This window comes from Sphingobium sp. B2D3C (genome assembly GCF_025961835.1).
Taxonomy (GTDB): domain Bacteria; phylum Pseudomonadota; class Alphaproteobacteria; order Sphingomonadales; family Sphingomonadaceae; genus Sphingobium.
Window position 1 is genome coordinate 626,754 of the sequence record NZ_JAOQOK010000001.1, and the last position, 24,031, is coordinate 650,784.

At 65.0% G+C, this 24,031-nt stretch carries 29 protein-coding genes and 1 tRNA gene; 17 read left to right on the forward strand and 13 right to left on the reverse strand.

Features of this window, described 5'->3' with window-relative positions:
* Window positions 1-4: 4 nt before the first annotated feature.
* Both M2339_RS02895 and M2339_RS02900 read right to left on the reverse strand, forming a co-directional pair.
* Window positions 5-2,107: a prolyl oligopeptidase family serine peptidase gene (locus M2339_RS02895; RefSeq protein WP_264587558.1), complete on the reverse strand. Its 2,103-nt coding sequence runs from the start codon at window positions 2,105-2,107 to the stop codon at window positions 5-7.
* A gap of 58 nt (window positions 2,108-2,165) precedes the next feature.
* Window positions 2,166-2,924: a class II aldolase/adducin family protein gene (locus M2339_RS02900; RefSeq protein WP_264573267.1), complete on the reverse strand. Its 759-nt coding sequence runs from the start codon at window positions 2,922-2,924 to the stop codon at window positions 2,166-2,168.
* A 174-nt stretch (window positions 2,925-3,098) separates the two neighbouring features.
* On the opposite strand from M2339_RS02900, the gene M2339_RS02905 reads away from it, so the two are divergent.
* From M2339_RS02905 to M2339_RS02915, 3 genes are all read left to right on the forward strand, one after another.
* Entirely contained in the window at window positions 3,099-4,832 is a 1,734-nt protein-coding gene (locus M2339_RS02905; RefSeq protein ID WP_264587557.1) for a bifunctional metallophosphatase/5'-nucleotidase, read from the forward strand.
* A 176-nt stretch (window positions 4,833-5,008) separates the two neighbouring features.
* On the forward strand, window positions 5,009-5,215 hold the full coding sequence (gene rpsU, locus M2339_RS02910) for a 30S ribosomal protein S21 (RefSeq protein ID WP_181560196.1): 207 nt from the start codon (window positions 5,009-5,011) through the stop codon (window positions 5,213-5,215).
* Between the two features lie 67 nt (window positions 5,216-5,282).
* Window positions 5,283-5,849 (forward strand): FKBP-type peptidyl-prolyl cis-trans isomerase, encoded by a 567-nt coding sequence (locus tag M2339_RS02915; RefSeq protein WP_264585446.1) that lies wholly within the window; start codon window positions 5,283-5,285, stop codon window positions 5,847-5,849.
* Window positions 5,850-5,931: 82 nt separating this feature from the next.
* Here the strand turns inward: M2339_RS02915 and M2339_RS02920 are convergent, their stop codons facing one another.
* Complete coding sequence (locus M2339_RS02920; protein WP_264573264.1) at window positions 5,932-6,294, reverse strand: darcynin family protein; 363 nt, start codon at window positions 6,292-6,294, stop codon at window positions 5,932-5,934.
* A gap of 77 nt (window positions 6,295-6,371) precedes the next feature.
* On the opposite strand from M2339_RS02920, the gene M2339_RS02925 reads away from it, so the two are divergent.
* Window positions 6,372-6,983 carry a TetR/AcrR family transcriptional regulator gene (locus M2339_RS02925; protein ID WP_264587556.1) on the forward strand — a complete coding sequence of 204 codons (612 nt, stop codon included), beginning with the start codon at window positions 6,372-6,374 and terminating at the stop codon, window positions 6,981-6,983.
* A 25-nt stretch (window positions 6,984-7,008) separates the two neighbouring features.
* Here the strand turns inward: M2339_RS02925 and lepB are convergent, their stop codons facing one another.
* The 4 genes from lepB to pyrE are packed head-to-tail and all read right to left on the reverse strand — an operon-like array spanning window position 7,009 to window position 9,672.
* A complete protein-coding gene (lepB, locus tag M2339_RS02930; protein ID WP_264588377.1) occupies window positions 7,009-7,926 on the reverse strand; it encodes a signal peptidase I in 918 nt (305 codons plus the stop codon).
* A gap of 14 nt (window positions 7,927-7,940) precedes the next feature.
* A complete protein-coding gene (gene acpS, locus M2339_RS02935; protein ID WP_264587555.1) occupies window positions 7,941-8,342 on the reverse strand; it encodes a holo-ACP synthase in 402 nt (133 codons plus the stop codon).
* The gene (locus M2339_RS02940) at window positions 8,339-9,088 is read right to left on the reverse strand and encodes a pyridoxine 5'-phosphate synthase (RefSeq protein WP_264588376.1); all 750 of its coding nucleotides are present in this window, start codon (window positions 9,086-9,088) and stop codon (window positions 8,339-8,341) included. Before M2339_RS02940 ends, acpS begins: the two co-directional genes overlap by 4 nt.
* Window positions 9,089-9,093: 5 nt before the next feature.
* Window positions 9,094-9,672: an orotate phosphoribosyltransferase gene (pyrE, locus tag M2339_RS02945; protein ID WP_264573260.1), complete on the reverse strand. Its 579-nt coding sequence runs from the start codon at window positions 9,670-9,672 to the stop codon at window positions 9,094-9,096.
* 189 nt (window positions 9,673-9,861) lie between these two features.
* Here pyrE and coxB point away from each other — a divergent pair, with 189 nt between their 5' ends.
* From coxB to M2339_RS02995, 10 genes are all read left to right on the forward strand, one after another.
* The gene (gene coxB, locus M2339_RS02950) at window positions 9,862-10,881 is read left to right on the forward strand and encodes a cytochrome c oxidase subunit II (protein ID WP_181560189.1); all 1,020 of its coding nucleotides are present in this window, start codon (window positions 9,862-9,864) and stop codon (window positions 10,879-10,881) included.
* 11 nt (window positions 10,882-10,892) lie between these two features.
* Window positions 10,893-12,563 carry a cytochrome c oxidase subunit I gene (gene ctaD, locus M2339_RS02955; RefSeq protein WP_181560188.1) on the forward strand — a complete coding sequence of 557 codons (1,671 nt, stop codon included), beginning with the start codon at window positions 10,893-10,895 and terminating at the stop codon, window positions 12,561-12,563.
* A gap of 157 nt (window positions 12,564-12,720) precedes the next feature.
* Entirely contained in the window at window positions 12,721-13,650 is a 930-nt protein-coding gene (locus M2339_RS02960) for a heme o synthase (RefSeq protein ID WP_264588375.1), read from the forward strand.
* Entirely contained in the window at window positions 13,647-13,769 is a 123-nt protein-coding gene (locus tag M2339_RS02965) for a hypothetical protein (protein ID WP_264570860.1), read from the forward strand. Before M2339_RS02960 ends, M2339_RS02965 begins: the two co-directional genes overlap by 4 nt.
* 11 nt (window positions 13,770-13,780) lie before the next feature.
* A complete protein-coding gene (locus tag M2339_RS02970; protein WP_264587554.1) occupies window positions 13,781-14,356 on the forward strand; it encodes a cytochrome c oxidase assembly protein in 576 nt (191 codons plus the stop codon).
* 53 nt (window positions 14,357-14,409) lie between these two features.
* Window positions 14,410-15,240, forward strand: a complete 831-nt coding sequence (locus M2339_RS02975) for a cytochrome c oxidase subunit 3 (protein ID WP_181560186.1) — start codon at window positions 14,410-14,412, stop codon at window positions 15,238-15,240.
* 137 nt (window positions 15,241-15,377) lie between these two features.
* Window positions 15,378-15,806 carry a DUF983 domain-containing protein gene (locus M2339_RS02980; RefSeq protein ID WP_264587553.1) on the forward strand — a complete coding sequence of 143 codons (429 nt, stop codon included), beginning with the start codon at window positions 15,378-15,380 and terminating at the stop codon, window positions 15,804-15,806.
* The gene (locus tag M2339_RS02985) at window positions 15,803-16,441 is read left to right on the forward strand and encodes an SURF1 family protein (protein WP_264587552.1); all 639 of its coding nucleotides are present in this window, start codon (window positions 15,803-15,805) and stop codon (window positions 16,439-16,441) included. The genes M2339_RS02980 and M2339_RS02985 overlap by 4 nt, the downstream gene beginning before the upstream one ends.
* Before the next feature lie 44 nt (window positions 16,442-16,485).
* Window positions 16,486-17,889, forward strand: coding sequence for a threonine synthase (gene thrC / locus M2339_RS02990; RefSeq protein ID WP_264606146.1), 1,404 nt, complete (start codon window positions 16,486-16,488; stop codon window positions 17,887-17,889).
* 136 nt (window positions 17,890-18,025) lie between these two features.
* Window positions 18,026-18,922: a class I SAM-dependent methyltransferase gene (locus M2339_RS02995; protein ID WP_264587550.1), complete on the forward strand. Its 897-nt coding sequence runs from the start codon at window positions 18,026-18,028 to the stop codon at window positions 18,920-18,922.
* 200 nt (window positions 18,923-19,122) lie between these two features.
* Here M2339_RS02995 and M2339_RS03000 read toward each other — a convergent pair whose 3' ends face one another.
* Both M2339_RS03000 and ccmA read right to left on the reverse strand, forming a co-directional pair.
* On the reverse strand, window positions 19,123-19,764 hold the full coding sequence (locus M2339_RS03000) for a heme exporter protein CcmB (protein ID WP_264575383.1): 642 nt from the start codon (window positions 19,762-19,764) through the stop codon (window positions 19,123-19,125).
* A complete protein-coding gene (gene ccmA, locus M2339_RS03005) occupies window positions 19,761-20,375 on the reverse strand; it encodes a heme ABC exporter ATP-binding protein CcmA (protein ID WP_264588374.1) in 615 nt (204 codons plus the stop codon). Before ccmA ends, M2339_RS03000 begins: the two co-directional genes overlap by 4 nt.
* Before the next feature lie 57 nt (window positions 20,376-20,432).
* Here ccmA and M2339_RS03010 point away from each other — a divergent pair, with 57 nt between their 5' ends.
* The gene (locus M2339_RS03010) at window positions 20,433-20,726 is read left to right on the forward strand and encodes a 4a-hydroxytetrahydrobiopterin dehydratase (protein WP_264570852.1); all 294 of its coding nucleotides are present in this window, start codon (window positions 20,433-20,435) and stop codon (window positions 20,724-20,726) included.
* Window positions 20,727-20,753: 27 nt separating this feature from the next.
* Here M2339_RS03010 and M2339_RS03015 read toward each other — a convergent pair whose 3' ends face one another.
* A complete protein-coding gene (locus M2339_RS03015) occupies window positions 20,754-21,368 on the reverse strand; it encodes a DNA-3-methyladenine glycosylase family protein (RefSeq protein WP_181560178.1) in 615 nt (204 codons plus the stop codon).
* 94 nt (window positions 21,369-21,462) lie between these two features.
* Here M2339_RS03015 and M2339_RS03020 point away from each other — a divergent pair, with 94 nt between their 5' ends.
* Window positions 21,463-21,780, forward strand: a complete 318-nt coding sequence (locus M2339_RS03020; RefSeq protein WP_264570850.1) for a 2Fe-2S iron-sulfur cluster-binding protein — start codon at window positions 21,463-21,465, stop codon at window positions 21,778-21,780.
* 40 nt (window positions 21,781-21,820) lie between these two features.
* Here the strand turns inward: M2339_RS03020 and M2339_RS03025 are convergent, their stop codons facing one another.
* The 3 genes from M2339_RS03025 to rlmB are packed head-to-tail and all read right to left on the reverse strand — an operon-like array spanning window position 21,821 to window position 23,783.
* Window positions 21,821-22,234 carry a DUF2147 domain-containing protein gene (locus tag M2339_RS03025; RefSeq protein ID WP_264587549.1) on the reverse strand — a complete coding sequence of 138 codons (414 nt, stop codon included), beginning with the start codon at window positions 22,232-22,234 and terminating at the stop codon, window positions 21,821-21,823.
* Window positions 22,231-22,977 (reverse strand): hypothetical protein, encoded by a 747-nt coding sequence (locus M2339_RS03030; protein ID WP_264588373.1) that lies wholly within the window; start codon window positions 22,975-22,977, stop codon window positions 22,231-22,233. The genes M2339_RS03025 and M2339_RS03030 overlap by 4 nt, the downstream gene beginning before the upstream one ends.
* A gap of 53 nt (window positions 22,978-23,030) precedes the next feature.
* Window positions 23,031-23,783: a 23S rRNA (guanosine(2251)-2'-O)-methyltransferase RlmB gene (gene rlmB, locus M2339_RS03035; RefSeq protein ID WP_264587548.1), complete on the reverse strand. Its 753-nt coding sequence runs from the start codon at window positions 23,781-23,783 to the stop codon at window positions 23,031-23,033.
* Between the two features lie 103 nt (window positions 23,784-23,886).
* Here rlmB and M2339_RS03040 point away from each other — a divergent pair.
* A tRNA-Tyr gene (locus M2339_RS03040) sits at window positions 23,887-23,972 on the forward strand.
* Window positions 23,973-24,031: the final 59 nt, after the last annotated feature.

Sequence of the window (24,031 nt, forward strand, 5' to 3'; positions counted from 1 at the left end):
TGCGTCACTTGCCGTCGACGAGCTTGCGGGTGAAGTAGACCATTTCCATCGCCTTCAGCCGGGCGCTCTGCTCGATGTCCGCATCGCCCGAATGGCCGCCTGCTGTATCCTCGTAGAAGAGATAGGGGATGCCATAATCCTTGAGCCGCGCCGCGAACTTGCGGGCGTGCTGGGGGCCGACGCGGTCATCCTTGGTCGTCGTCCAGATATAGGGCTCGGGATAGGCCTTCCCCTTCACCACATTATGGTAAGGCGAGATCGTCTCGAGGAACGCCTTTTCCTCCGGCACCGAGACGCTGCCATACTCATCGACCCAGCTCGGCCCGGCGGCGATCTGCTCGAAGCGCAGCATGTCCAGCAGCGGCACCTGAATGACCACCGCGTTCCACAGTTCTGGATGCTGGTTGAACTCCACGCCCATCAGCAGCCCGCCATTGGAGCCGCCGAAGATGCCGAACTTCTTGGGGCTGGAGAGCTTGCGCGCGAAGATATCCCGGCCCACGGCAGCAAAGTCATCATAGATGATCTGGCGCTTGGTCTTGAGCCCGGCCTGATGCCAGGCCGGCCCGAATTCCCCGCCGCCACGGATGTTGGCGACGACGAAGCTGCCGCCGCGCTCCAGCCAGAGCTTGCCGATCAGCGCGGAGTAGGACGGCGTATAGGAAACCTCGAAACCGCCATAAGCCGTCATGATCGTCGGCGTGCTGCCATCGCGAGCCATCCCTTCACGGTGGACGATGAAATAGGGAATTTTCGTTCCGTCGGTAGAACTGGCCTCGAACTGCTCGACCACCAGCCCGCTGGCATCGAAGCGCGCGGGCAGGGCCTTCACCTGCACCGGCGCCGGCTTGGCGGCATCGATCTGCCAGAGCGTTGTCGGCTGAAGAAAACCGGTGACAGACAGATAGGCCGCATTGTCCCGGTCGCTGGCCGCCGCGATGCCGATGGAGGCATTGTCGGGCAGCGTCAGCGCAGTCGATGTCCAGCCCGTCGCGGTCGGCGTCAATACGGCGGCGCTGCCACGCACATTGTCGGTGGTGGCGAGGATGACATGGTCGCGGGTCGTGGCGACCTGCTCGACCGATTGCCGGGCGCCCGGTGCGAACAATATTTGGGGCACCAGCGTCGGCTCGGCGCGCAGATCATCGAGCGAGATCGCCACCGCGCTGCCGGTCGGCACGTCCACGCCGCCGCTGCGCCATGGCTCGCTGGTCTTGAGGATCACCCGGCCGGCGATCATGCCCGAGAGTGTGGACTTTGCCGGCAGCGGCAGCTTGCGCACGCCCTGCGGCGTGACGAGGATGTAATCATTCTCGAAGAAGGTCCGCGAGCGCACCAGAATCACTGCTCGATTGCCCGCGCCATCGTTGAGCACCGCCGGCCAAACGCCGACATCCTCCTTCGCGCCGCGAAACACCTCTGTGGCATCGCTCAGCGGCGCGCCGCGCTTGAGCGTCTTGACGACGAACGGATAGCCCGATGCCGTCAGCGTGCCTTCGCCCCAGTCGCGCGAGGCGATGAGCGTGTCGGCATCGACCCAGTCCACACCCTGCTTAGAGGTGGAGAGCACAAAGCCGCCCTTGACGAAGGCGCCGGTGGTGAGATCGAACTCGCGAATGTCGGTGGCATCCTCGCCACCGTCAGACAGCGAAATCAGGCAGCGCCGCTCATCCGGCTCTAGGCAGGTGGCGCCTTTCCACACCCATTTCTTCGCCTCGGCCTTGCTCAGCGCGTCGAGATCGAGCGCGGTCGTCCAGCGCGGGCTGGCCTGCGCATACTCGCTGGCGCTGGTGTGCCGCCAGATGCCCTGCGGATGCGCGGCATCGCGCCAGAAATTATAGATGCGCCCGCCGATCAGGCTCGGCATCGGAATGCGGTCGGTCGCGGTGGCGATGGCGATCGCGTCCTTCACCATGCCGGGGTAATTGGGGTCGTTCTGAAGCACGTTCACGGTGCGCGCATTCTCCGCTTCCACCCAGGCCATGGACTTCTCGCCATGCCAGTCCTCGAGCCAGAGGAAGGGGTCGTCCTGCGCCACAGTGTCTGCCGTAGCCGCCCTCGTTCCGCTTGCGAGGGTGATCGCAGCCGCCATTGCCAATACCTTCATGGAGAATCTTCCCGGAAACACGCCCCTGATTGCCACCAGCGGCGTGCCGGAGCAATGCTCAGTCGCGCCAGCTTGGGTCGATCCGGTCGATCACGCGCACCATCGCGGCAAAGTCGAGCATCCCGAACCGCTCGGCCGGAATGGCCGAAAACATGTCGCGCTTATGCACGGCCAGCACCTCGTCTGGGATGATCAGCGGCGTGCCCGCCTGCCGGGTCGCCAGCTGGATTTCGCAGGCCCGCTCAAATACGAAATAGCGTAGGAATGCCTCCGGCAACGTCTGGCCCATCACCAGCAAGCCATGGTTGCGCAGGATCATGAAGCGCTTGTCGCCCAGATTGGCGACGAGGCGCGCGCCTTCCTCCGTGCGCACGGTTACGCCCTCGAAATCATGATAGGCGATGTTGCCGACCAGGAAGCCGGCATAGAAGTTCGTCGCCAGCAGCCCTTCCTGGGTAGACGAGACGGCCATGCCCGCCGTGGTGTGGGTGTGGATGATACAATGCGCGTCCGGCACATGGCGGTGGAAGACGCTGTGCTGCACGAAGCCCGCGCGGTTGACCGGGTGCGGGCTGCCATCCAGCGTGTTGCCGTCAATGTCGATCTTGACGAGATTGGATGCCTTGACCTCCGAATAATGGAGGCCGAAAGGGTTGATGAGAAACGCCTGCTCTTCGCCCGGCACGCGCAGCGAGATGTGATTATAGATCAGTTCGTCCCAGCCCATATGCGCAAAGATGCGGTAGCAGGCGGCCAGTTGCTGGCGGGCCTGCCATTCGGCATCGCTCATCGGGTGTGTTTGGGCGGCGGTGGCCATGATCCTCTCTCCTTGCGCCGGACCCTCCTGGGTCTCGTGGGGCGATGGCTTGGATGATGCGCGGGAGAGGGCGGGTTGTCGAGTGAAAGGCGGCGGCCTGTGCCGCTGTCACTGCGATGACCCGGAGCATCTGCTAACAGAGACCCGCTTTTCGCCAGCTATGGACGAGTGACGATGCAATTTTCCTCGATGATCCGCGCCAGCCTGCCGCTTGGCCTTCTTCTGCTCGGCGCCTGCGCACAGACGGCGCAGCGGCCCGCATCCCCGGCGGGCGACAGTATTGCGCGGCTGCAGATCATCGCCTTCAATGATTTTCACGGCCATATCGATACGGTCGGACAGACCGTGCTCCCACCGGGCGCCGCTGCCGATGCGCCGCGCACGGCAGCGGGCGGCGCGATCCACTTTGCGCAGGCCGTCTCCCGCCTGCGGGCCGAGAATCCCAACAGCGCCGTGGTCTCCGCCGGCGACATGATCAGCGCCTCGCCACTCATCTCCGGCCATTTCCTCGATGAGCCGACGATCCGCGTGATGAACACGGTCGGCGTTGATTTCAACTCGGTGGGCAATCATGAGTTCGATCGCGGGCCGGACGAGCTGCGCCGGATGCAGACCGGCGGCTGCACGCAGTTTACACGATTGCAGCCCTGCCAGGTGATGAGCGATTTCCCCGGCGCGCGCTTTGGCTTTCTTGCGGCGAACGTGCAGCAGGCCGATGGGCAGACCTTGTTCCCGGCTTATGGCCTCAAGCGCTTTGCCCTCGCGGGCGGCAAGACGGTGACCGTCGGCTTTGTCGGCGTCACGCTCAAGGGCACGCCGGAGATCGTGGCGCCGAGCGGTGTTGCCAATCTGCGCTTTCTTGATGAGGCGGAGGCGGCGAACAGCTATGTCGCCGCGCTCAAGCAGGCCGGGGCAGAGATATTGGTGCTGCTGATCCACGAAGGCGGCTATCCGGGTGGGGAGGGCGATCCCGGCGATTGCGGCTCGCTCTCCGGACCGCTGCCGCAGATCATGGCGCGGCTCGATCCTGCTTTCGATCTCGTGATTTCCGGGCATACCCATCAGGCCTATGTCTGCCGCTATGGCACGGTTGATCCCAGCCGGCCCTTGCTCGCCACCAGCGCGGGTCAATATGGCACGCTGCTCACCCGCATCACGCTCGATTATGATGTCGCCGCACATCGGCTGGTCGACAAGCGGGCCGAGAACCTTCTCGTGGAGCAGCGCGAGGATGCGCCTGTCGCCCAGCCCGAATTGACCGATCTCGTGGCGCGCTATCGCACGGCGGCCTCCAGCGTGAGCGACCGAGTCGTCGGCAAGCTGGCCGGCAGCCTGACCCAGATCGCCGATGTGAGCGGCCAGAGCACGCTCGGCAACTTCATCGCCGATGCGCAGTTGGCCTCCGTGCAAGCGCCGGAGCGGGGCGGGGCGCAGCTGGCCCTCATGAATCCCGGCGGATTGCGCGCGCCCGTCGCGCCCTTGGCCGATGGCAGCGTGCGCTTTGGCGATCTCTACTCCGCGCAGCCCTTCGGCAATGTGGTGCTCGTCAAGCAGCTCTCGGGGGCAGACATCCGTGCCGCGCTGGAGCAGCAGTTCACCCGTGGTGATCGCCCGTCGATCCTCAGCGTTTCCAGGGGATTCAGCTATGAGTTCGATGCCAGCCGTCCCGCCGGCGCACGCGTCTTCAACATCCGCCTGAATGGCGCGGCATTGCGCGACGAGGGCACTTACCGGGTCGCCATGAACAATTTCATCGCGCAGGGCGGTGATGGCCTGCGCCTGTTCGCGCCGGCGCCGGTGCTGGCGGAAGGGCCGGTGGATGTGGACGCGCTGGAGGTGTATATCGCCAGCGACTCGCATCGCGGCCCACCTGCCCTGGACCGCATCCGCAATGTCACACCGCAATGATTGTGGCCTTTTCCAAGCCTTTCCGGTCTTGATCCGGTAAGGTCACCCTGATAAGGGCAGCCCGTTCCGCCGTGGCAGATTGTCGCGGCGTATGTTATTTTAGGCAGATTGATACCGCGTCCGGAGTGTGCTCCGGTCCCTGCGGACAAGCGATAGAACTGGAGACTGACGAGCTTATGCAAATCATCGTGCGCGACAACAACGTCGACCAGGCGCTGCGGGCGCTCAAGAAGAAGCTGCAGCGTGAGGGCGTTTATCGCGAGATGAAGCTCCGTCGTCACTATGAGAAGCCCTCCGAGAAGCGTGCGCGCGAGAAGGCTGCGGCCATCCGTCGTGCCCGCAAGCTGGAGCGCAAGCGCGCCGAGCGCGACGGCGCCCGTTAAGTTAATTTCAGGGCCGCGCTTGCGGCCCTGTTGATTCTCCCGGTTTCAATAAGAAGAGGCACGGCCTATGTCCGTCACGGCGGTTCCCTTGCAGCCCATCCGGCGCGGTTCGGTTCGTCGTTTCTGGCTTGCGGTCGTGCTGGTGCTGGCCGTTGCGGCGGTGCTGGCCTGGGCTGGCAGCCGCCAGTTCGGCCATACCGCCAGCGGCCTGCGCTACCAGATGATCACGCAAGGGTCGGGTGAAAGCCCCACCCGCGATGATTTTGCGCTCGTGGCCTATAAGGGCACGCTGCCCGACGGCACGGTGTTCGACGAGAATGAGAGCGCGCCCATGGACCTGCAGTCGCTGGTCCCCGGCTTTGCGGAAGCCGTGACCCTGCTCAAGCGCGGCGGCAGCATTCGCGCATGGATCCCCGCCGAGCTGGCTTATGGCGACAGCCCCCCTCCGGGCGGCGTCATCCCGCCGAACACGCCCTTGCAGTTCGAGATCAAGCTGCTTGAGTTCAAATCCCGTGCCGAGGTCATGCAGGCCCAGCAGATGATGCAGATGCAGCAGATGATGCAGCAGCAGGGCGGAGGTCCGGGTGGCCCGGGCGCGATGCCGCCGGGCGCGCCGGAGATGCCGCAGCCCTGATGGGGAAGGGGCGCCGATCCGGCGCCCGCTTCACACATCTCATTCCCGGCCCGGCATCTGGGCCGTCATCCTGTTAGACGCCTCATCCGCTAATGACCGGCCGGCCATAATTCTTGGCATAGGCATTTTCGACACCGGTCAGAATTTCGACGATATCGAAATAACGGTCCCAGAAGGCTGTTTCCCGCAGGTCCTCGACCAGCAACTGATAGGCGTGGTGGTCGATCGCATCCCACATCCAGATGTCGGTTACGCGCGTCGCGTAGAACTCCACGTCGAAGAAGCGCAGCGCAACCTTGCCGGCGTGCTTGCGCAGAATGGGCGCGAATTGCTCGTTCAGCAGCGCGAAACGCTGATCGACGGGAAAGCCGAGCCACTCTGGCGACGTCTTGACCAGCATGAAGACGGTGAGGGCGGGTTCGAACGAAAGGCTTGCATTGGTCATGATAGGTCCTTGTCAGTCTGTGTCTGCGCGGACTAAATGCGAGCAAATGCTCAAGATTGGCTACTCGCATTGACGTCATGACCAACATCCCTTCCCAGCAGCGCTCCATCCCCAGAAAATCGCCGCGGCAGAGCCGCTCTTTGGAGACGGTAAAGGCCATCGTCGAAGCGACGGCTCGCATTCTGGAGGAAAAGGGACTCGGCGGACTAACCACGAATGCCGTTGCCGAACGTGCCGGCGTCAGCATCGGGTCGCTGTATCAATATTTCCCGGGCAAGGATGCGCTGATTGGCGCGCTGATTTTGCGGGAAACCGCGCTGCTGATCACCGATTGGGAGACGGCGACAACGGCCGAGACGGGGGAGGCGGCGCTGGCCCTGCTCATCGCGGCAGCGGTCGCGCATCAACTCCGGCGCCCGGTTTTGGCGCGCCTTCTTGATATCGAGGAGGCGCGGCTACCGCTCGATCCGGCGATTCACGCGGTGAGCGTGCGGCTCCGCGAGATCGTCACCAGCGTGTTACAGCGCCCGGATCTTCCGCCCCAAGCCGATACAGCGCTTGCCGCGCAGGACATGCTCGCGATCATCAAGGGCATGGTCGACGCGGCTGGTGCGCATGGAGAGCAGGACCGGCCCGGTCTGGAAGAACGCGTCGGCCGTGCCGTGCGCGGCTATCTCGGCTGTCGGTGAAGAGCCGCTCTTACCGCAAAAGCGCTTAGCGCTGCGCGGAACCTGCTGTCTCTTCAGGATGCAACGACATCCCCGCGCGGCCGCTGCGGAAGCTGCTGATCCACGTCGCAGGATTGAGCCGCGTCGAACCGTCGAGCGAGAAGGTGATGAATTCGGCGCGGCCGCCCAGCGATTCCCAAGGCACGGGGCCACCAAGGCCCTGCATCGCGGCGGAGACGCGGCTGTCCGCGCTATTGTCGCGATTATCGCCCATCAGGAACACATGGCCGGCGGGGATGCGCACCGGGCCGTACCAGTCGGTCTCGCGTGCGCCCATGTCGATGATCGTGTAGCTGCGTCCATTGGGCAGCGTCTCACGCAGCACCGGGAGCACGCACACCTGTGTGCCATCGGGCTGGGTTTCGAGCGCGCCGGGGAATTGGCGTGGATCGCAGCGGCTGTTGGCGTCCACCGGCATCCGCATGGCGGGCAGGGCCTCCTGCTTCACCGGCTTGCCGTTGAGGATCACCACGCCGTCCCGCACTTCCAGCAGATCGCCGGGCAAGCCGATGACGCGCTTGATATAATCCTCGTTGCTGTTCTGCGGCGTCACGATCGCGATGTCGCCGCGCTCGGGCATTTTGCCCCAAACGCGCCCGTTCATGAACGGCAGCGTGACACCCCAGGGCTCGGGCGGTCCGCCCAGCAATGTGGTGCGCAGGATCGCGGCCGGATTGGGAATCGTCGGGGAGACGTAGGACCAGCCATAGGCATATTTGGAAACAATGAGCCGGTCGCCCACCAACATGGTCGGCATCATCGATTCGGACGGGATGTAGAAAGGCTTGGCCACGAAGCTGTGGAACGCCAGCACCGCCGCGAGCAGCAGCACGATGCTCTTGATCTCGCCGACCCAATCGGTCTTCTTGTCAGCGCGTTTCCGGCGCGTTTCCTGCGCCTTGATCGATGCCTCATCCGTCACGGAAAGCGCGCCTCCAGAATGACGAACGCCTGCGCCCAGGGATGATCGTCGGTCAATGTCAGGTGAACAAATAGGCTGGCGCCGGGCGGGGTCAAGGCATCCAGTCGCGCTTTGGCGCCGCCCGTGAGGGCAAGCGTCGGTGCGCCGGATGGCAGATTGATGACGCCAATGTCCTTCATGAAGACGCCGGCCTTGAATCCGGTGCCGACTGCCTTGCTGAAGGCCTCCTTGGCCGCGAAGCGCTTGGCCAATGTGCCGGCCTTCGTAAACGGGCGTCGATTGGCTCGGGCGATCTCATGATCGGTGAACACCCGCTGCTCGAATCGCGCTCCGAACCGGTCCAGAGAGGCCTGGATTCGCTCGATATTGCAAAGATCAGAGCCCAGGCCGACGATCATGCCTGGCCGCGCGCCTCGTCCATCAGCTTGCGCATCTGCGCCACGCTGTCGCGCAGGCCCAAGAAGATCGCCTCGCCGATAAGGAAGTGGCCGATATTGAGTTCAGCGACCTGCGGAATCGCTGCGATCGGCGCGACATTCTCGTAAGTCAGGCCATGGCCGGCATGGGGCTCGATGCCGTTCTTGGCGGCCAGTGCTGCCATGTCGGTGATGCGGCGGAGCTCCGCAGCTTGTTCGGGGCCTTCGACCTCGCAATATTTGCCCGTGTGCAATTCCACCACCGGCACCTTGAGGCGCAGCGCCGCATCGATCTGGCGCGGATCGGCCTCGATGAACAGCGAGACGCGGCAGCCCGCTTCGCCGAGCCGATCGACCATGGGCGCGAGGTGATTGTGCAACCCGGCCGCGTCCAGCCCGCCCTCGGTGGTGCGCTCCTCGCGGCGCTCCGGCACGAGGCAGACGGCGTGCGGCTTGTGGCGCAGCGCGATCTCCAGCATTTCCTGTGTCGCCGCCATCTCGAAATTGAACGGGATCTCCAGCTCGGCGGACAGGCGCGCAATGTCCTTATCCGTGATGTGCCGGCGATCTTCACGCAAATGTGCGGTGATGCCGTCAGCGCCGGCTTCCTGCGCGAGCAGGGCGGCGCGGACCGGATCGGGGTAGGAGGCGCCCCGCGCGTTGCGGATGGTCGCCACATGATCGATGTTGACGCCCAGGCGCAGGTGGCGGCCGCTCTGGTCCGCCATTGCTGTCATGCCCGGCTGCCCGGTTTGGTGGCCGGGATCGCGGCCAGCTCGGGCGGCAGATCGTCAGCGTCGTACACAGGGAAGTTGAGGCTCACGAGCGGGAAGAAGGGCACGCCGAGATTGGCCTCGCCGGCCGAACGATCGACCACGGCGGCTTCGGCGATGACCTCGCCGCCTTCCGCGCGCACCGCTTCCATCGCCTGGCGGGAGGAGAGGCCGGTCGTCACGACGTCCTCGACCATCAGCACCTTCTGGCCGGGTGTTAGCGAGAAACCGCGACGGAACAAGAAGGTGCCCTGCGGCCGCTCGAGAAACAGTGCATCGCAGCCCAGCGCCCGGCCCATTTCGTGGCCGATGATGATGCCGCCCATCGCCGGCGAGACAACGACGTCAATGGCAGCGCGAATATCGCGCGGGATAGACTGGGCGATCGCAACGGCGATGCGGCCGGCGCGCTCGGGATTCATCAGCACGCGCGCGCACTGCAGATAGTTGGCGCTGTGCTTGCCCGAGGACAGCAGGAAATGCCCCTGGAGCAGCGCGTCACAGGCGCGAAATTCAGCGAGCACTTCCGATTCTGTCATGTTTCCCCGACCTCTTATATAGAGCGGCGCAGATAGCGGCGGACGGGCTGACAATCAACGGCTGGCATTCGGGCAATTTCTGCGCTTGAGGCTGGGAGGCTGGCTGCGTATAGGGGCCGCAAGATCAATGAGGGGGGCCGCAGTCGATGTCTTTCGCTAGCGGCCTGAAATTGAAGGCAGGTCGACCGCATGACTAGAAGAATCAATGGCTTCATGGTGGCGATCGCGCTCGGACTGAGCACGCTCGCGCCATCTTCCGCTTTCGGGCAGGCAGAACAGGCTGCTGCGCCCGCGGCGTCGACTGCGGAAGCCGCACCGGCCGCCGCCGCTGCGCCCGCAGCTCCCGCCGCGCCGGCGTTCGATCATGCCGCGCCGGTTGAAGGCATCGGCCAGCCCGCCGTGGGCGAGACGACCTTCCAGAAGCAGGTGACCTCCACCGGCAATTATGCACTGTGGATGCACAATGTGATTCTGCTGCCGGTCATCACGGTTATCTCGCTGTTCGTGCTCGGGCTGCTGCTCTGGGTCGTGGTGCGCTATCGTCGCGCCGCCAACCCGGTGCCCTCGCGTACCTCGCACAACACGGCGATCGAGATCGTCTGGACGCTGGCGCCGGTGCTGATCCTCATCGGTATCGCCATTCCGTCGATCGACCTGCTGGCCAAGCAGTTCAAGCCGGCCCCCGCCAATGCCATCACCCTCAAGGTGACCGGCTATCAGTGGTACTGGGGCTATGAGTATCCCGATCTCGGCATCGGCGAATACGTCTCCAACATGCTGCCGCCTGAAGAAGCGCTCAAGCGTGGCGAGCCCCGCCTGCTCGGCGTCGACAATCGCGTCGTGCTGCCGGTCGGCGTGCCCATCAAGGCGATCATCACCGCGGCTGACGTGATCCACTCCTTCTCGATTCCCGCCTTCTGGGTGAAGGAAGATGCTGTGCCGGGTCGTCTCAACGAGAAGACCTTCACCATCGAGAAGGAAGGCGTCTACTACGGCGTCTGCTCGGAGCTGTGCGGTGCACGCCATGGCTTCATGCCGATCTCGATCGAAGCGGTGAGCCCCGAGCGGTTCGCACAGTGGGTCCGCTCACAGGGTGGCCAGATGCCGGGTGACGCAGCCGCGCCTGCCGCTGCCGCCGAAGCACCCGCCGCCGCTCCTGCTCCCGCCAACGCCGAGACGCCCGCTGCGGCGCCCGCGACTGCATCCTGAGGACTTCCAAGATGAGCACCACAACCGCAGACGATTTCCACGGGGCGCACGCCCATGGCGATCATGATGCCGATCACAAGCCGGGCTTCTTCGTCCGCTGGTTCATGTCGACGAACCACAAGGACATCGGCACGCTTTACCTGATCTTCGCGATCATGGCCGGCGTCATTGGCGGCGCCATCTCGGGCCTCATGCGTCTCGAGCTGGCTGAGCCGGGTATTCAGTATCTTCAGCACTGGGCCACCTTCGCGGACGGTCCCGATGCGACGATCGATCAGGCCTATCACCTCTGGAACGTGCTGATCACGGCCCACGGCCTCATCATGGTGTTCTTCATGGTGATGCCGGCGATCATCGGCGGCTTCGGCAACTGGTTCGTCCCGATCATGATCGGCGCGCCGGACATGGCCTTCCCGCGGATGAACAATATCAGCTTCTGGCTGCTCATCCCGGCCTTCCTGCTCCTGCTTGGCTCGGCCTTCGTGCCCGGCGGCACGGGCAATGGCGCGGGCACCGGCTGGACCGTCTATGCACCGCTGTCCACCAGCGGCAGCCCTGGTCCGGCGGTCGACATGGCGATTCTCTCGCTGCACATCGCAGGCGCCAGCTCGATCCTGGGCGCGATCAACTTCATCACCACCATCTTCAACATGCGCGCACCGGGGATGACCATCCACAAGATGCCGCTGTTCGTGTGGTCGGTGCTGGTCACCGCCTTCCTGCTGCTGCTCGCACTGCCCGTGCTGGCCGCGGCCATCACCATGCTGCTGACCGATCGTAACTTCGGCACCGTCTTCTATGACGCCGCCGGCGGTGGCGACCCGGTTCTCTATCAGCACCTGTTCTGGTTCTTCGGCCACCCCGAAGTGTACATCATGATTCTGCCGGGCTTCGGCATCGTCAGCCAGATCGTCTCCACCTTCAGCCGCAAGCCCGTCTTCGGTTATCTCGGCATGGCCTATGCCATGGTCGCCATCGGCGTCGTTGGCTTCATCGTGTGGGCGCACCACATGTTCACCACCGGCATGACCGTGAACATGAAGATGTACTTCACGGCCGCCACCATGGTCATCGCGGTGCCGACCGGCGTGAAGATCTTTTCGTGGATCGCCACGATGTGGGGCGGCTCGATGAGCTTCAAGACCCCCATGGTCTGGTCGCTCGGCTTCATCTTCATGTTCACCGTGGGTGGCGTGACCGGCGTGGTGCTCGCCAATGGCGGCATCGACGATAACCTGCACGACACCTATTATGTGGTCGCGCACTTCCACTATGTGCTCTCGCTCGGTGCCGTGTTCTCGCTGTTCGCAGGCTTCTACTACTGGTTCCCGAAGATGTTCGGGAAGATGTACAACGAGTTCCTGGGTCAGCTCCACTTCTGGGTGTTTTTCATCGGCGTGAACATCATGTTCTTCCCGATGCACTTCCTGGGTATGAGCGGTATGCAGCGCCGCGTGCCGGATTACACCGATGCGCTGGCCTACTGGAACGGCATCGCCTCGTTTGGTTATGCGATCATGGGCGTGGGCGTTCTGATCTTCTTCGTAAACGTCTTCATCTCCCTGCTGGCCGGCAAGAAGGCCGCTGCCAATCCGTGGGGTGAGGGTGCCACGACGCTGGAATGGACGCTGTCCAGCCCGCCGCCGTACCACCAGTTCGAGACCTTGCCGGTCATCGATTGATCGGCAACGGGTTTCACCCGCGAGCCGCCGTCCTCAGGGTGGCGGCTTGAACAGACAAGATAGTGATCGGGGGCGCGCAAGCGCTCCCGCTTGCGATATGAACTGACGAGTTGAACTGAACGCAAGGTCAGAGGTTTTGGCGAGCAAGGCATCGATCATGGGCACCGCGCCACAACAGTCTCCGCTTGGCGGGTCGACGGTTCCGCTCCCGGCGGACTGGCGCGATCTGCTCGCGCTGACCAAGCCGCGCGTGCTGACGCTCGTCGTATTCACCGGCCTGTGCGGATTGCTGGTCGCACCCGGCAGCCTGTCTCCGGTGCTCGCCTTTACCGCCATTCTCTGCATCGCGCTCGGCGCTGGTGCGGCGGGCGCGCTCAACCAATGGTATGAAGTCGACCGCGACGCGAGGATGAAGCGTACCGCGGGTCGTCCGCTGCCGGCCGGCCGGATGAGCCGGGAAACGGCGCTGCATTTCGGCGTCGGCCTCGCTGCCTTTTCTGTGCTGCTGATGGGCTTTGCGACCAACTGGCTCGCCGCCGGCATTCTGGCGACGTCGATCCTCTTCTATGTGTTCATCTACACTATCTGGCTCAAGCCACGCACGGCGCAGAATATCGTGATCGGTGGTGCGGCCGGCGCCTTTCCGCCATTGATCGGCTGGGCGGCGGTGACGGGCGATGTGGCGCTGCTGCCCATCGCTTTGTTCATGCTGATCTTCTTCTGGACCCCGCCGCACTTCTGGTCGCTCGCGCTGTTCGTGCGGATGGATTACGCCAATGCCGGCATCCCGATGCTGCCGGTGGTGGCCGGTGAGGTGACCACCCGCCGCCAGATCCTGGGCTATACCAGCATCATGGGCGTTGCTGCGCTGGCGCCGGTGGTCCTGCGGCTGACCGGCCCGATCTATGGCGTGACTGCGTTGCTGGCGACAGCGGTTTTCGCGGCCATGGCCCTGCAGGTCTCGCTGCGCCGGGAGAGCGATCCTGCGCAAATGAAGCCGGAGCGGCGGCTGTTCAAATATTCGGTTCTCTATCTTTTCCTGCTCTTCGGCGCGGTTGTCGTCGACCATTGGGTGTTTGCCGCATGACCCCTGAAGACCAGAAACTCATTCAGGAGCGCCAGCGGGCGCGGGCGCGGATCATGGCGTGGATTCTCGCCGCGCTGGTCGTGCTTTTCTTTGCGATCACCATCGCGAAAATGGCCTGAGGAGCGGTGCGATGACGACGATTGCTGGAAAGCGCGTGAGTAACCGCAAGACAGCCCTGCTGGCTGCGCTGGTGGCGGTGGCGATGCTCGGCCTCGGCTTCGCGGCGGTCCCGCTCTACCGCCTATTCTGTCAGGTTACCGGCTTCGGCGGCACCACCCAGCGCGTCGACGCCGCAGAGGCCGCCAAGGCGGTCTCGCTGCAGACGCAGGGCCGGCAACTGTCGATTCGGTTCGACTCGAATATCGGCGGCGGCATCCCGTGGGAATTCTATCCCGAGAAGCGCCGCCTGACCGTGGGCGTCGGCGGCAAGTCGATGGCGATCTTCATCGCGAAGAACACCTCGAATAAGCCGGTGACCGGGCGCGCCGTGTTCAACGTCACGCCCGAATATGTCGGCAAATATTTCAGCAAGGTGCAGTGCTTCTGCTTTACGGAGCAGACCTTGCAGCCGGGGCAGCAGGTGCGGATGCCCGTGCTGTTCTATGTCGACAAGGCGTTCCTTGATGATTCTGACGGCAAGGACGTCCAGGAAATCACGCTGAGTTACACATTCTATCCGGTTGAGAAGCCGGACGACCAGAGCTAAAGAAGCGCGCAAACGAGCGCTCGGATAAAGCGCTTAGATACAGGGAATACGATATGGCCGGCGCCAAGAATCACGATTATCACATTCTCCCCGCCAGTTTCTGGCCGTTGATGGGCTCGATGTCGGCCCTGGTGATGGCGCTGGGCGCCGTTGCCTGGATGCACCCCTCTGAAATGGGCAGCTGGGGCGGCGCGGGCTTCTTCCTGGGTCTGGCCGGCGTGCTCGCCACCATGTTCTTCTGGTGGGCGGACGTTATTCGCGAGGCGCATGCCGGCGATCACACCCCTGTCGTGCAGCTTCACCTGCGCTACGGCATGATCCTGTTCATCGCCTCGGAAGTCATGTTCTTCGTGGGCTGGTTCTGGGCGTTCTTCGATTTCAGCCTCTTCCCGACGGCCCTGCCGCCGATTGACGGCCTGTTCCCGTCCGAGGGCATCGAGGTTCTCAATCCCTTCGAACTGCCGCTGCTCAACACGCTGATCCTGCTCTGCTCCGGCACCACCATTACCTGGGCGCACCATGCGATCATCCATGGCGACCGGGACGGCCTGAAGAAGGGCCTGTGGCTCACGATCATCCTCGGCATCGTCTTCACCTGCGTGCAGGCCTATGAATATGCCCACGCGCCGTTTGCCTTCGGCACGACGCCTTATGGCTCGGCATTCTACATGGCGACCGGCTTCCACGGGTTCCACGTTCTGGTCGGCACGATCTTCCTGATCGTCTGCCAGGTGCGGGCCTATAAGGGTCACTTCACGCCGCGCCAGCACTTCGGCTTCGAGGCGGCGGCCTGGTACTGGCATTTCGTCGACGTGGTGTGGCTGTTCCTGTTCGTCTCCATCTATGTGTGGGGCGGCTGGGGAGCTCCGATGCACGCGGGCTGATCGGCCGGGGAGCACGGCATGTGCGGCGCCAAGGCCCATGTTTGCTCCTCATCTATCGATAGCAAAGGCGACGCGCGGAAAGCCCTTCCGCGCGTCGCTTGGTTTCCGGCACGCGGCATTTGCGAAGGACAGGATGGATGAGCGAGACTAAGCCCGCAGTGGCGCCAAAGGTTGCCGCTGTCACACCGGCTTATCTGGTCCAGGCGAGCGTCAAGGCCCGCTGCCCGCGCTGCGGCGTCGGGCCGCTGTTCGATGGCTGGGTGCGATTCGCGCCCCGCTGCCGCGCCTGCGGGCTGGATCTGGCCGCGTTCAATGTTGGCGATGGCCCGGCGGCCTTCCTCATCCTGATTGTCGGCGGGCTGGTCACGGCGTTGGCGTTGATGGTCCAGCTGGCCGCCGATCCGCCATTCTGGGTGCATATCCTGCTCTGGGTGCCGCTCACCACCGCGCTGGTCATCGGCTGTCTGCGCCTGTCCAAGGCAGCGCTGCTGATCATCGAATATCGCAACAAGGCGCGCGAGGGACGCATTGCCGATCCGCGTCAGCCGGGCGAGGGCGCGCCATGAGCCGCCGCGTGCCGCTGGTGCCAACCGTGCTGGTCGGCCTCGCCGTCGCCGTGATGATCGCGCTGGGCATCTGGCAGATCGGCCGGGCGCATCAGAAGGAAGCCGCGCTGGATGCCTGGCGCGCGAATCTGCATCTGCCGCTCACGGCCTATCCCCGGCAGAACCCAACCGATCAAAGCTACATGTTCCGCCGTCTCGCGGCCCAGTGCCTGCGCGTGGTCGACTGGCAGGTGATCGGTGGTCGGGCGCGCAGCGGCGAGACCGGATGGCGGCACATCGCATATTGCGCGACCGGTGCCGAAGGGCCGGGACTTGTGGTGGACATGGGCGTGAGCGTGCGACCGGATGGCAAGACTGACTGGCAGGGCGGCCCGGTGACTGGCACAGCCACCCATGAGCCGGACAATTCCTCACTGCTGGCCCGTGTGCAGGGCAAGGCATCGCCCTTGCGGCTGATGATCGTCGCGGAGGAGCCGGCGCCCGGCCTGCTCGCCTCCGCGCCGCCCGATCCCTCTTCGGTGCCCAATAATCACCGCTCCTACGCGGTGCAGTGGTTCCTGTTCGCCACCATCGCGCTGGTGATCTATGCGCTCGCCCTGCGCAAGCGCTGGCGGGGCGAAGCGCGCGAGGGTTGATCCACTCCGTTGCGCTACGGCAGCCACAAGGCTAAGGGCCGGTCATGCAATATGTGAGCACCAGGGGACGCGCGGCTGCGCTGGATTTCGAAGGCGCAACGCTGGCAGGGCTGGCGAGCGATGGCGGACTGTATCTGCCTGAGCATTGGCCGACCTTTTCCGCCGACGAGCTGGACGCCATGCGCGGCCTCTCTTATGTCGAGACCGCCGTTCGCGTCATTCGCCCCTTCGTGGGCGATTGTCTGAGCGAAGACGAACTTCGCGAACTGTGCACGCAGGCTTATGGCCGCTTCTCTCACGCCGCGGTGACACCGCTGGTGCAGCTCGATCATCAGCACTGGCTGCTTGAGCTGTTCCACGGGCCGACGCTGGCGTTCAAGGACGTCGCGCTGCAGATGCTGGGCCTGCTGTTCGAGAAGTTCCTCAGTCGGCGCGACACGCATCTGACCATCGTCGGCGCCACATCGGGAGACACAGGTTCGGCGGCGATCGATGCTGTTGCGGGCCGCGCGAAGATCGACATCTTCATGCTCCATCCGGCCGATCGCGTGTCGGATGTGCAGCGCCGGCAGATGACGACGGTGCTGGCGCCGAACGTCCACAACATCGCTATCGAGGGCAGTTTCGACGATGCTCAGGCACTGGTGAAGCGCATGTTCAACGATGCCAAGTTCGCCGGCCGCTTCGATCTGTCGGCGGTGAACAGCATCAACTGGGCGCGACTCGTGGCGCAGGTGGTCTATTATATCTATGTCGGCGTGCGCCTCGGCGCGCCGCATCGGCAGGTCGCCTTCTCGGTGCCGACCGGCAATTTCGGGGACGTGTTTGCCGGCTATGTCGCAGCGCGCATGGGACTGCCCATCGAGCGGCTGATCGTCGCCACCAATGTGAACGACATTCTGCACCGGGCGCTCTCGCAGGGCGACTATAGCCAGGAAGGCGTCGTGCCGACGGCCACGCCCAGCATGGACATTCAGGTCTCCTCCAATTTCGAGCGGCTGCTGTTCGATCTCGGCGGGCGCGACGGTCTGGCGCTGGCGGAGCAGATGAAGGGCTTCGAGGCGACCAAGGCCATGCGCCTGACGAACGCGCAGCGCGATGGGGCGTCCCAGCTCTTCTCGTCCGCGCGCGTCGATGGCGACGACATGTCGCGGGCTATGCGCTGGGCTTATGATGCGGCCTCTCAGGTCATCGATCCGCACAGCGCGGTCGGCCTCGCGGCGGCCCATGCCGTGCCACTCGATCCGACCGTGCCGGTGGTGACGCTGGCCACGGCGCATCCCGCCAAGTTCCGCGATGCCGTGGAGCGTGCTACTGGCGTGCGTCCCTCGCTCCCCTCACGGGTGGGCGATCTGTTCGGGCGCGAGGAGCGCTACGTGACGCTGCCCGGCACGTTCGAGGCGGTGACCGAATATATCGCGGAACGCGCCACGCCGCGCCGTGGGTAGAGCGTCCTTTCTGAAGCCCCTCCTCTTCAGAGGAGGGGTTGGGGTGGTGCCGGCTACGCTGGCTCCAGATCGCTGCGCGAGCGATGCTCTGCATCGCCTCCACCCCCAAACCCCTCCTCTGAAGGGGAGGGGCTAGATGTCTATAACCCCGCCACCCACCCTCCCACTCGCCACAATGGTCGGCGAGCCCTGGGGCGATTATGGTCTCATCGATAGCGGCGCCGGCCGCAAGCTGGAGCGCTACGGCCCCTATCGCTTCATCCGCCCGGAGCCGCAGGCGATGTGGCAGCCGGCGCAGGCCGACTGGGATGCGCATGGCAGCTTCATTCCGGCATCGGACGAGGATGGCGGCGGGCGCTGGCATTTTGATAAACCCGTGCCGCGCGATGGCTGGCCGCTGCGCTGGGAGGAGGCGCGCTTTCAGGCGAACTGCACGCCCTTCCGCCATCTCGGCTTCTTCCCGGACATGGCGCCGGTCTGGCAATGGGCGCGCGAGCGACTGCACGGCGTTGAAGCGCCCCATTTCCTCAATCTGTTCGGTTACACAGGCGTGGGCACGCTGGCCCTCTCCGCGACCGGGGCGCAGTGCGTGCATGTCGATGCCTCGAAAAAATCGGTCGCGCAGGCACGCGCCAATGCGGCACTCTCCGGCATGGAGAGCAATCCCGTCCGCTGGATCATCGACGATGCCGCCAAATTCGTGGCACGCGAGGTGCGGCGCGAGCGGCGCTATCATGGCATCCTGCTCGATCCGCCCAAATATGGCCGGGGACCGGATGGCGAAATCTGGCGCCTCGAGGAAGACCTGCCCGGCCTGATCGCCGGGTGCCGCCGCTTGCTGGATGGCGAGAGCCGCTTCCTGTTCCTCACGGTCTATGCAGTGCGCATGTCCGCCCTGGCGATCGGCGAACTGCTCCGCGCGCATCTGGGCGATCTGCCAGGGCGGATCGAATGCGGCGAACTGGCTGTGCGGGAGGAGGCGCGGGGGTTGTTGCTTCCAACGGCGATCTGGGCGCGCTGGACGCGGGACTGAGGGGCTTTCGGGGGGAGGGCGTCCGCCGCGTGAGCGCACCGCAAGCGCCTACGTATACTACATGTATACCCGCCTACCTTTCCGTTCGTGTCGAGCGAAGTCGAGACACGTCTAGCGCTGAGCTTGGTGTCTCGACTTCGCTCGACACGAACGGGGAAGAGGGAAGGCCTGGTATGCGACGCCCCTCAATCCCGCCCTACCTAATCCCGTCCCGCCCTTAGCGCCGCGCCGCCGGCCACCGGCGCCACCACACACAGTAACAGCGAGCAGGCCGCCACCAGCTTGAGCGCGCTGTCTCCGCCAAATTGCAGGGCGCCGGCCCCGAAGATCAGGATCGGCACCGCCAGCGGCAGCACCAGCAGGCCGGTGAGCGCGCCGCTGCCCCGCAGGCCCGCGGTGAGTGCCGCCACCAGCAGAGCCAGCGCGGCAAGGCCGGGCGTGCCGAGCGCCAGACCGACCATCACCAGCCGCAGCATCTCCGGCTCCAGCTTGAGCAGGGCCCCGGCCGGCAGCGCCGCGATCAGAAGCGGCGGGCCGAAGCTCAGCCAATGCGCGACACCCTTGGCAAACAGGATCGTGCCTTCCCCCACGCCGCGCAGCACGAGCTGGTCGATCACGCCGCTGTCGCGGTCCGGCTCGATCAGCCGGTCGATCGGCAGCAGGCTGGCCAGCAGCGCGGCGACCCACAGCAGTCCTCCGCCGGTCTGGCTGAGCAGCGTGGCATTGGGGCCGACCGCGAAAGGAAACAGCGCCGCAATCAGCAGCAGAAAGGCCAGCGGCAGCCAGATGCCACCGCTCCGCCACGCCCGGCCAAGGTCGCGCAGGATGATCGGGCCGATCATGCGTCGCGCTCCTCGCCCGCATCCGGGGCCGGCGCATGAAGGTTGATCACCGCATCCTGCGTCCAGGCGAGGGGCATATGCGAGGCCGCGAGCACAATGCCGCCCTGCGCACGGTGCCGATCCACCAGCTGGCCAAGCTGCGCGGCCGAGGCGACGTCGAGGCCATTGGCGGGCTCATCCAGCAGCCAGATCGGCGCCGCGGTAATCAGCGTGCGAGCCAGCGCGGCGCGCTTGCGCTGGCCGGTGGAGAGCATCCGCACCGGAATATCGCGCAGATGTGCAATGGCCAGGTCATCGAGCGCGGCGTCGATGCGCGCGGACGGCGCCTCATCCACTTTGGCCCAGAAGGCGAGGGCATCGTGCACCGTGCGGTCCCGGTCCAGCGCATCGAGCTCGTCGGTCAGCGCCACCGCGCCTTCGCAGGTCACGGTGCCCGCAAAGGGCCGCAGCAGCCCGGCAATGATGCGTAGCAGGCTCGATTTGCCGATGCCGTTCGGGCCGGCGATCTGGGCGCTGCCGCCCGCCGTCAGGCTGAGATTGACGCCGGCGAACAGCAGCCGTCCCCCGCGCAGGCAGGCGACATCCTCCAGCCGGAGCGCCGCGCCGCTCATGGCTTGACGGTCCATGCGCGCGTGGCCGAGAAGGGGGCGCGCGAAAAGGAGACCGCCATGCCAAGGATCGCCCGTCTCTCCGACGAGGAGCGTGCGCAAGCGCTCAGCACCGTTCCGGCCTGGCGCCTGTCGGATGATGCCAGCGGCATTTCGCGCAGCCTGCGGTTCGATGATTTCGTCGCCGCTTTCGGTTTCATGAGCAAGGTCGCCCTGCTGGCCGAACGCGCCGATCATCACCCGGAATGGTCGAACGTCTACAATCGCGTGGATATTCGCCTGACCACCCATGATGCCGGGGGCCTGAGCGCGCGCGATATTGCCCTCGCCAAGGCGATCGACGCGCTGCTCTGACGGGAAGGGGGCGGGGGGCGCGGCGCATCAGAAGACCGGGGTGTTATAATGGTGCCAGGCCATCAGCGCCATGGCGCTGCGGTGCGGGCGCCAGGCTTCGGCCAGCGCGCGGGTTTCGCGTTCGGCTGGGCGCGCATCGAGGCCCATGATCTGCCCCACCGCGATCTGCACGGCGAGATCGCCCGCCGGCCAGATGTCCCTGCGGCCTTCCGCGAACAGCAGATAGATTTCCGCAGACCAGCGGCCGATGCCCTTGATCCGCACGAGCGCGGCGATGGCCTCCTCATCATCCTGCGGCAGGGCGTGCAGGTCCAGCCCGCCGCTCACCACCATTTCCGCGAGGCTGCGGGCATAGCCCTGTTTCTGGCGGGAGAGGCCGCAGGCGCGGAGCGTCTCGAAATCCTGCGCCAGCAGGGCATCGGGCGCGCAGCCGGCACCAAGCGCCGCTTCCAGCTTGCTCCATACGGAGGCTGCCGCGGCGACGCTCACCTGCTGGCCGACGATGGTGCGCAGCAGCGTTTCGTAACCCGGCTCGCGCTGGCGGGATGGGGGGTAACCGAGCCGCTCGATCAACGCAGCGATCGCTGGCTGATCTGCCGCCAGCGCATCCAGCGAAGTCCGCAATGCGGCATCATCGAGCATGGTTCGTCCCAGGATAAAGAGCGGCGCGCGTCGCCGGGTTGATTTCTGTCCAGCAGCCCCTCATAGCGAGCCAAACCATGGTTTGGAGATAAAAATGCCGCAATTGACGGTTGTGACACGGGACGGCGCGCGCCACGAGATCGAGGCCCAGAATGGCCACACGGTCATGGAAGTGATCCGCGACAACGGAATCGACGAACTGCTGGCCATCTGTGGCGGCTGCTGTTCCTGCGCAACCTGCCATGTCTATGTTGACGAGGCTTATGCGGACAAGCTCCCGCCGCTCAAAGGCGACGAGGACGATCTGCTCGATAGCTCCGAGCATCGCAATGCCTCCAGCCGTCTCTCCTGCCAGATCCCGGTCAGCCCGGAGCTTGAGGGCATGGTCGTCACGATCGCGCCGGAAGACTGAGCGCTTTGGCCCGGTGCGCGCCAGCGGGCGCCCGCCGGGTCTAGTTGTCCACTCGGGTCCAGACCTGTGATCGGCAGCCGATGCGGCCGATCAGGCAGCCTTGCGCGCTCAGCGTCCGCTCGTTGACCAAGGTGATGGTGCCGGAAAAGGTCTTGCCGATATCCGGTACGAACACCTTGCCCCGCCAGACATTCTCCTTCTCGGGCACGAAGCCGCTGAACAGGCGCGCGCCGATCAGATTGTCCATCCCGCCCTTGCGCGCGTCTGCGCGGGCTTTTTCGCTGGCTTGAATCACCGTCCCGCACATCGCCGTGCCACAGCGATGTGCGCGCACCTGCACGCTGCGTTGCGGATTGGTCCAGATGCCAAGCGATTCGCTTTCCGCCGCGCGGCCTGCGCTACCGCTTAGAGCGGCGCTAGCGATCAGCAGCCCAAGGCCTGCGCGTCCCCTCATGGCAGCGGCGCCACGCGCAGCACGGCCATCGGTGCATCCCTGGTGGCTGGGGTGACCTTCCAGACGATCCGTCTTTGTCCATCCGTCATGGTTTCGGCGCCTTCTTCCTGATTCTGGCTCACGATCTCTGCCGATGTGATCAGCGTGAACGTGCCGTCCAGCAGCCCGCCAGGGCTCTCACGACCGCTCGCCGTGCCCATCGGCAGGGCGGCGGCATCGCTATCATTGGCAAAGCCGGGAGCCTTCACGCGCACGCGATCCTTGCCGCGCAGTTCGATGGCGATGAAGGGAAGGACGACTTCGCCGTCCGGGTTGAACGGGAAAACGAAGCCATGGTCGAGCCGGCCGCTGATCCGGTAATCGATGGCGAGCTTGCGGTCGCCGATGTAGCGCACGGAGCGGTAGCCATATTCCTTGCTCAGCGCCTCGGCGAGACGCCGGAGCTGCGCCTCATCGTCGGCATCGGCGTCGTCCGCAGTGCCGCTCTTGCTTTGCGGCTGGCTGGCGATCTTGAACATCTGCGCATCGTCCGTGGCGTCGTCCTCCGCTGCGCTGTCTTCATCCAGCAGTCCGTCGGTCATGTCGGACGGGCTGCTCTTGAGAAGCTGCACCTCACCCACATAAGCGAAGGTGAAGTTGCGGTCGGCCCTGATATCGAGCGTCGCCGCGAATCGCGTCGGCACGAGCAGGCAGCTCGAAAGCAGCAGGGGGGCGACCAGCACCAGCAGCCAGCGCGTCATCATCGCCCGGTTCGTCAATCGCTCATCCCCCGCGAGGCGCGGCGCCAGGCTTGCGCCTAGCGCGTCATGCAGGCGTATAGCGCGATTGCCGCGGCGTTGGAAACGTTGAGGCTCTCCATGCGCGGGCTGATCGGCAGGCGAGCGACCATGTCGCAATGATTGACGCTGTTCAGGCGCAGGCCTTCACCCTCCGCACCCAGCACGAGCGCGACGCGAGTGGTATTGTCCAGCGCACCGGCGATCGTATCGCGTGCGTCGCCATCGAGCGCGATGCGCCAATAGCCGGCCTCGGCGATTTCATCGAGCGCGCGGGCGAGGTTCACCACCCGCACCCAGGGCACAATTTCCAGCGCGCCGGCTGCCGCGCGCGCGATCACACCCGATTCGGGCGGTGCATGGCGGTCCTGCGTCACAATGCCGAGCGCATTGAAGGCGGCGGCCGAGCGCAGGATTGCGCCGACATTGTGCGGATCGGTCACCTGATCGAGCACCAGGATCGGTCGGCGTGCCTGTTCATCCGGCACGCCCTGTTCCAGCAGATCGCCGAGCCAGATGTCCTCCAGCGCTTCCACCTCGGCCACAAGGCCTTGATGCGGCGCGTCGCCCGGCACCATGCGGCCCAGATCCGCCACGTCCGAATAGACGATCGGCACCACCGGCGGCAGATCGAGCGCGGCCAATGCCTCGCGCGTGCCCCAGATTTTGCGAATCACCCGCTCCGGATTGGCGAGCGCGGCCGTGATGGCGTGGCGCCCATAGAGCCTCGGATACCCGCCTTTCGGCTTTCCTGTTCTGTGTCCCCGTTTCATGCGTGCGCTTTTCCACACCATGGCATTGACAGGCAAGGCCCCATTCGCCATTGAGCCGCCTCCAATCCGTTTGACGGCCCCGCCGTCCGGGTCAGGCGCCTCTGGAAGGGTGGCCGAGTGGTTAAAGGCAGCAGACTGTAAATCTGCCCGCGTGAGCGTACGCTGGTTCGAATCCAGCCCCTTCCACCATCTCCCATGATGATCAGTTGAAACCGCGTCCCCGGGACGGAAGCCTGAATCAGCGCAAT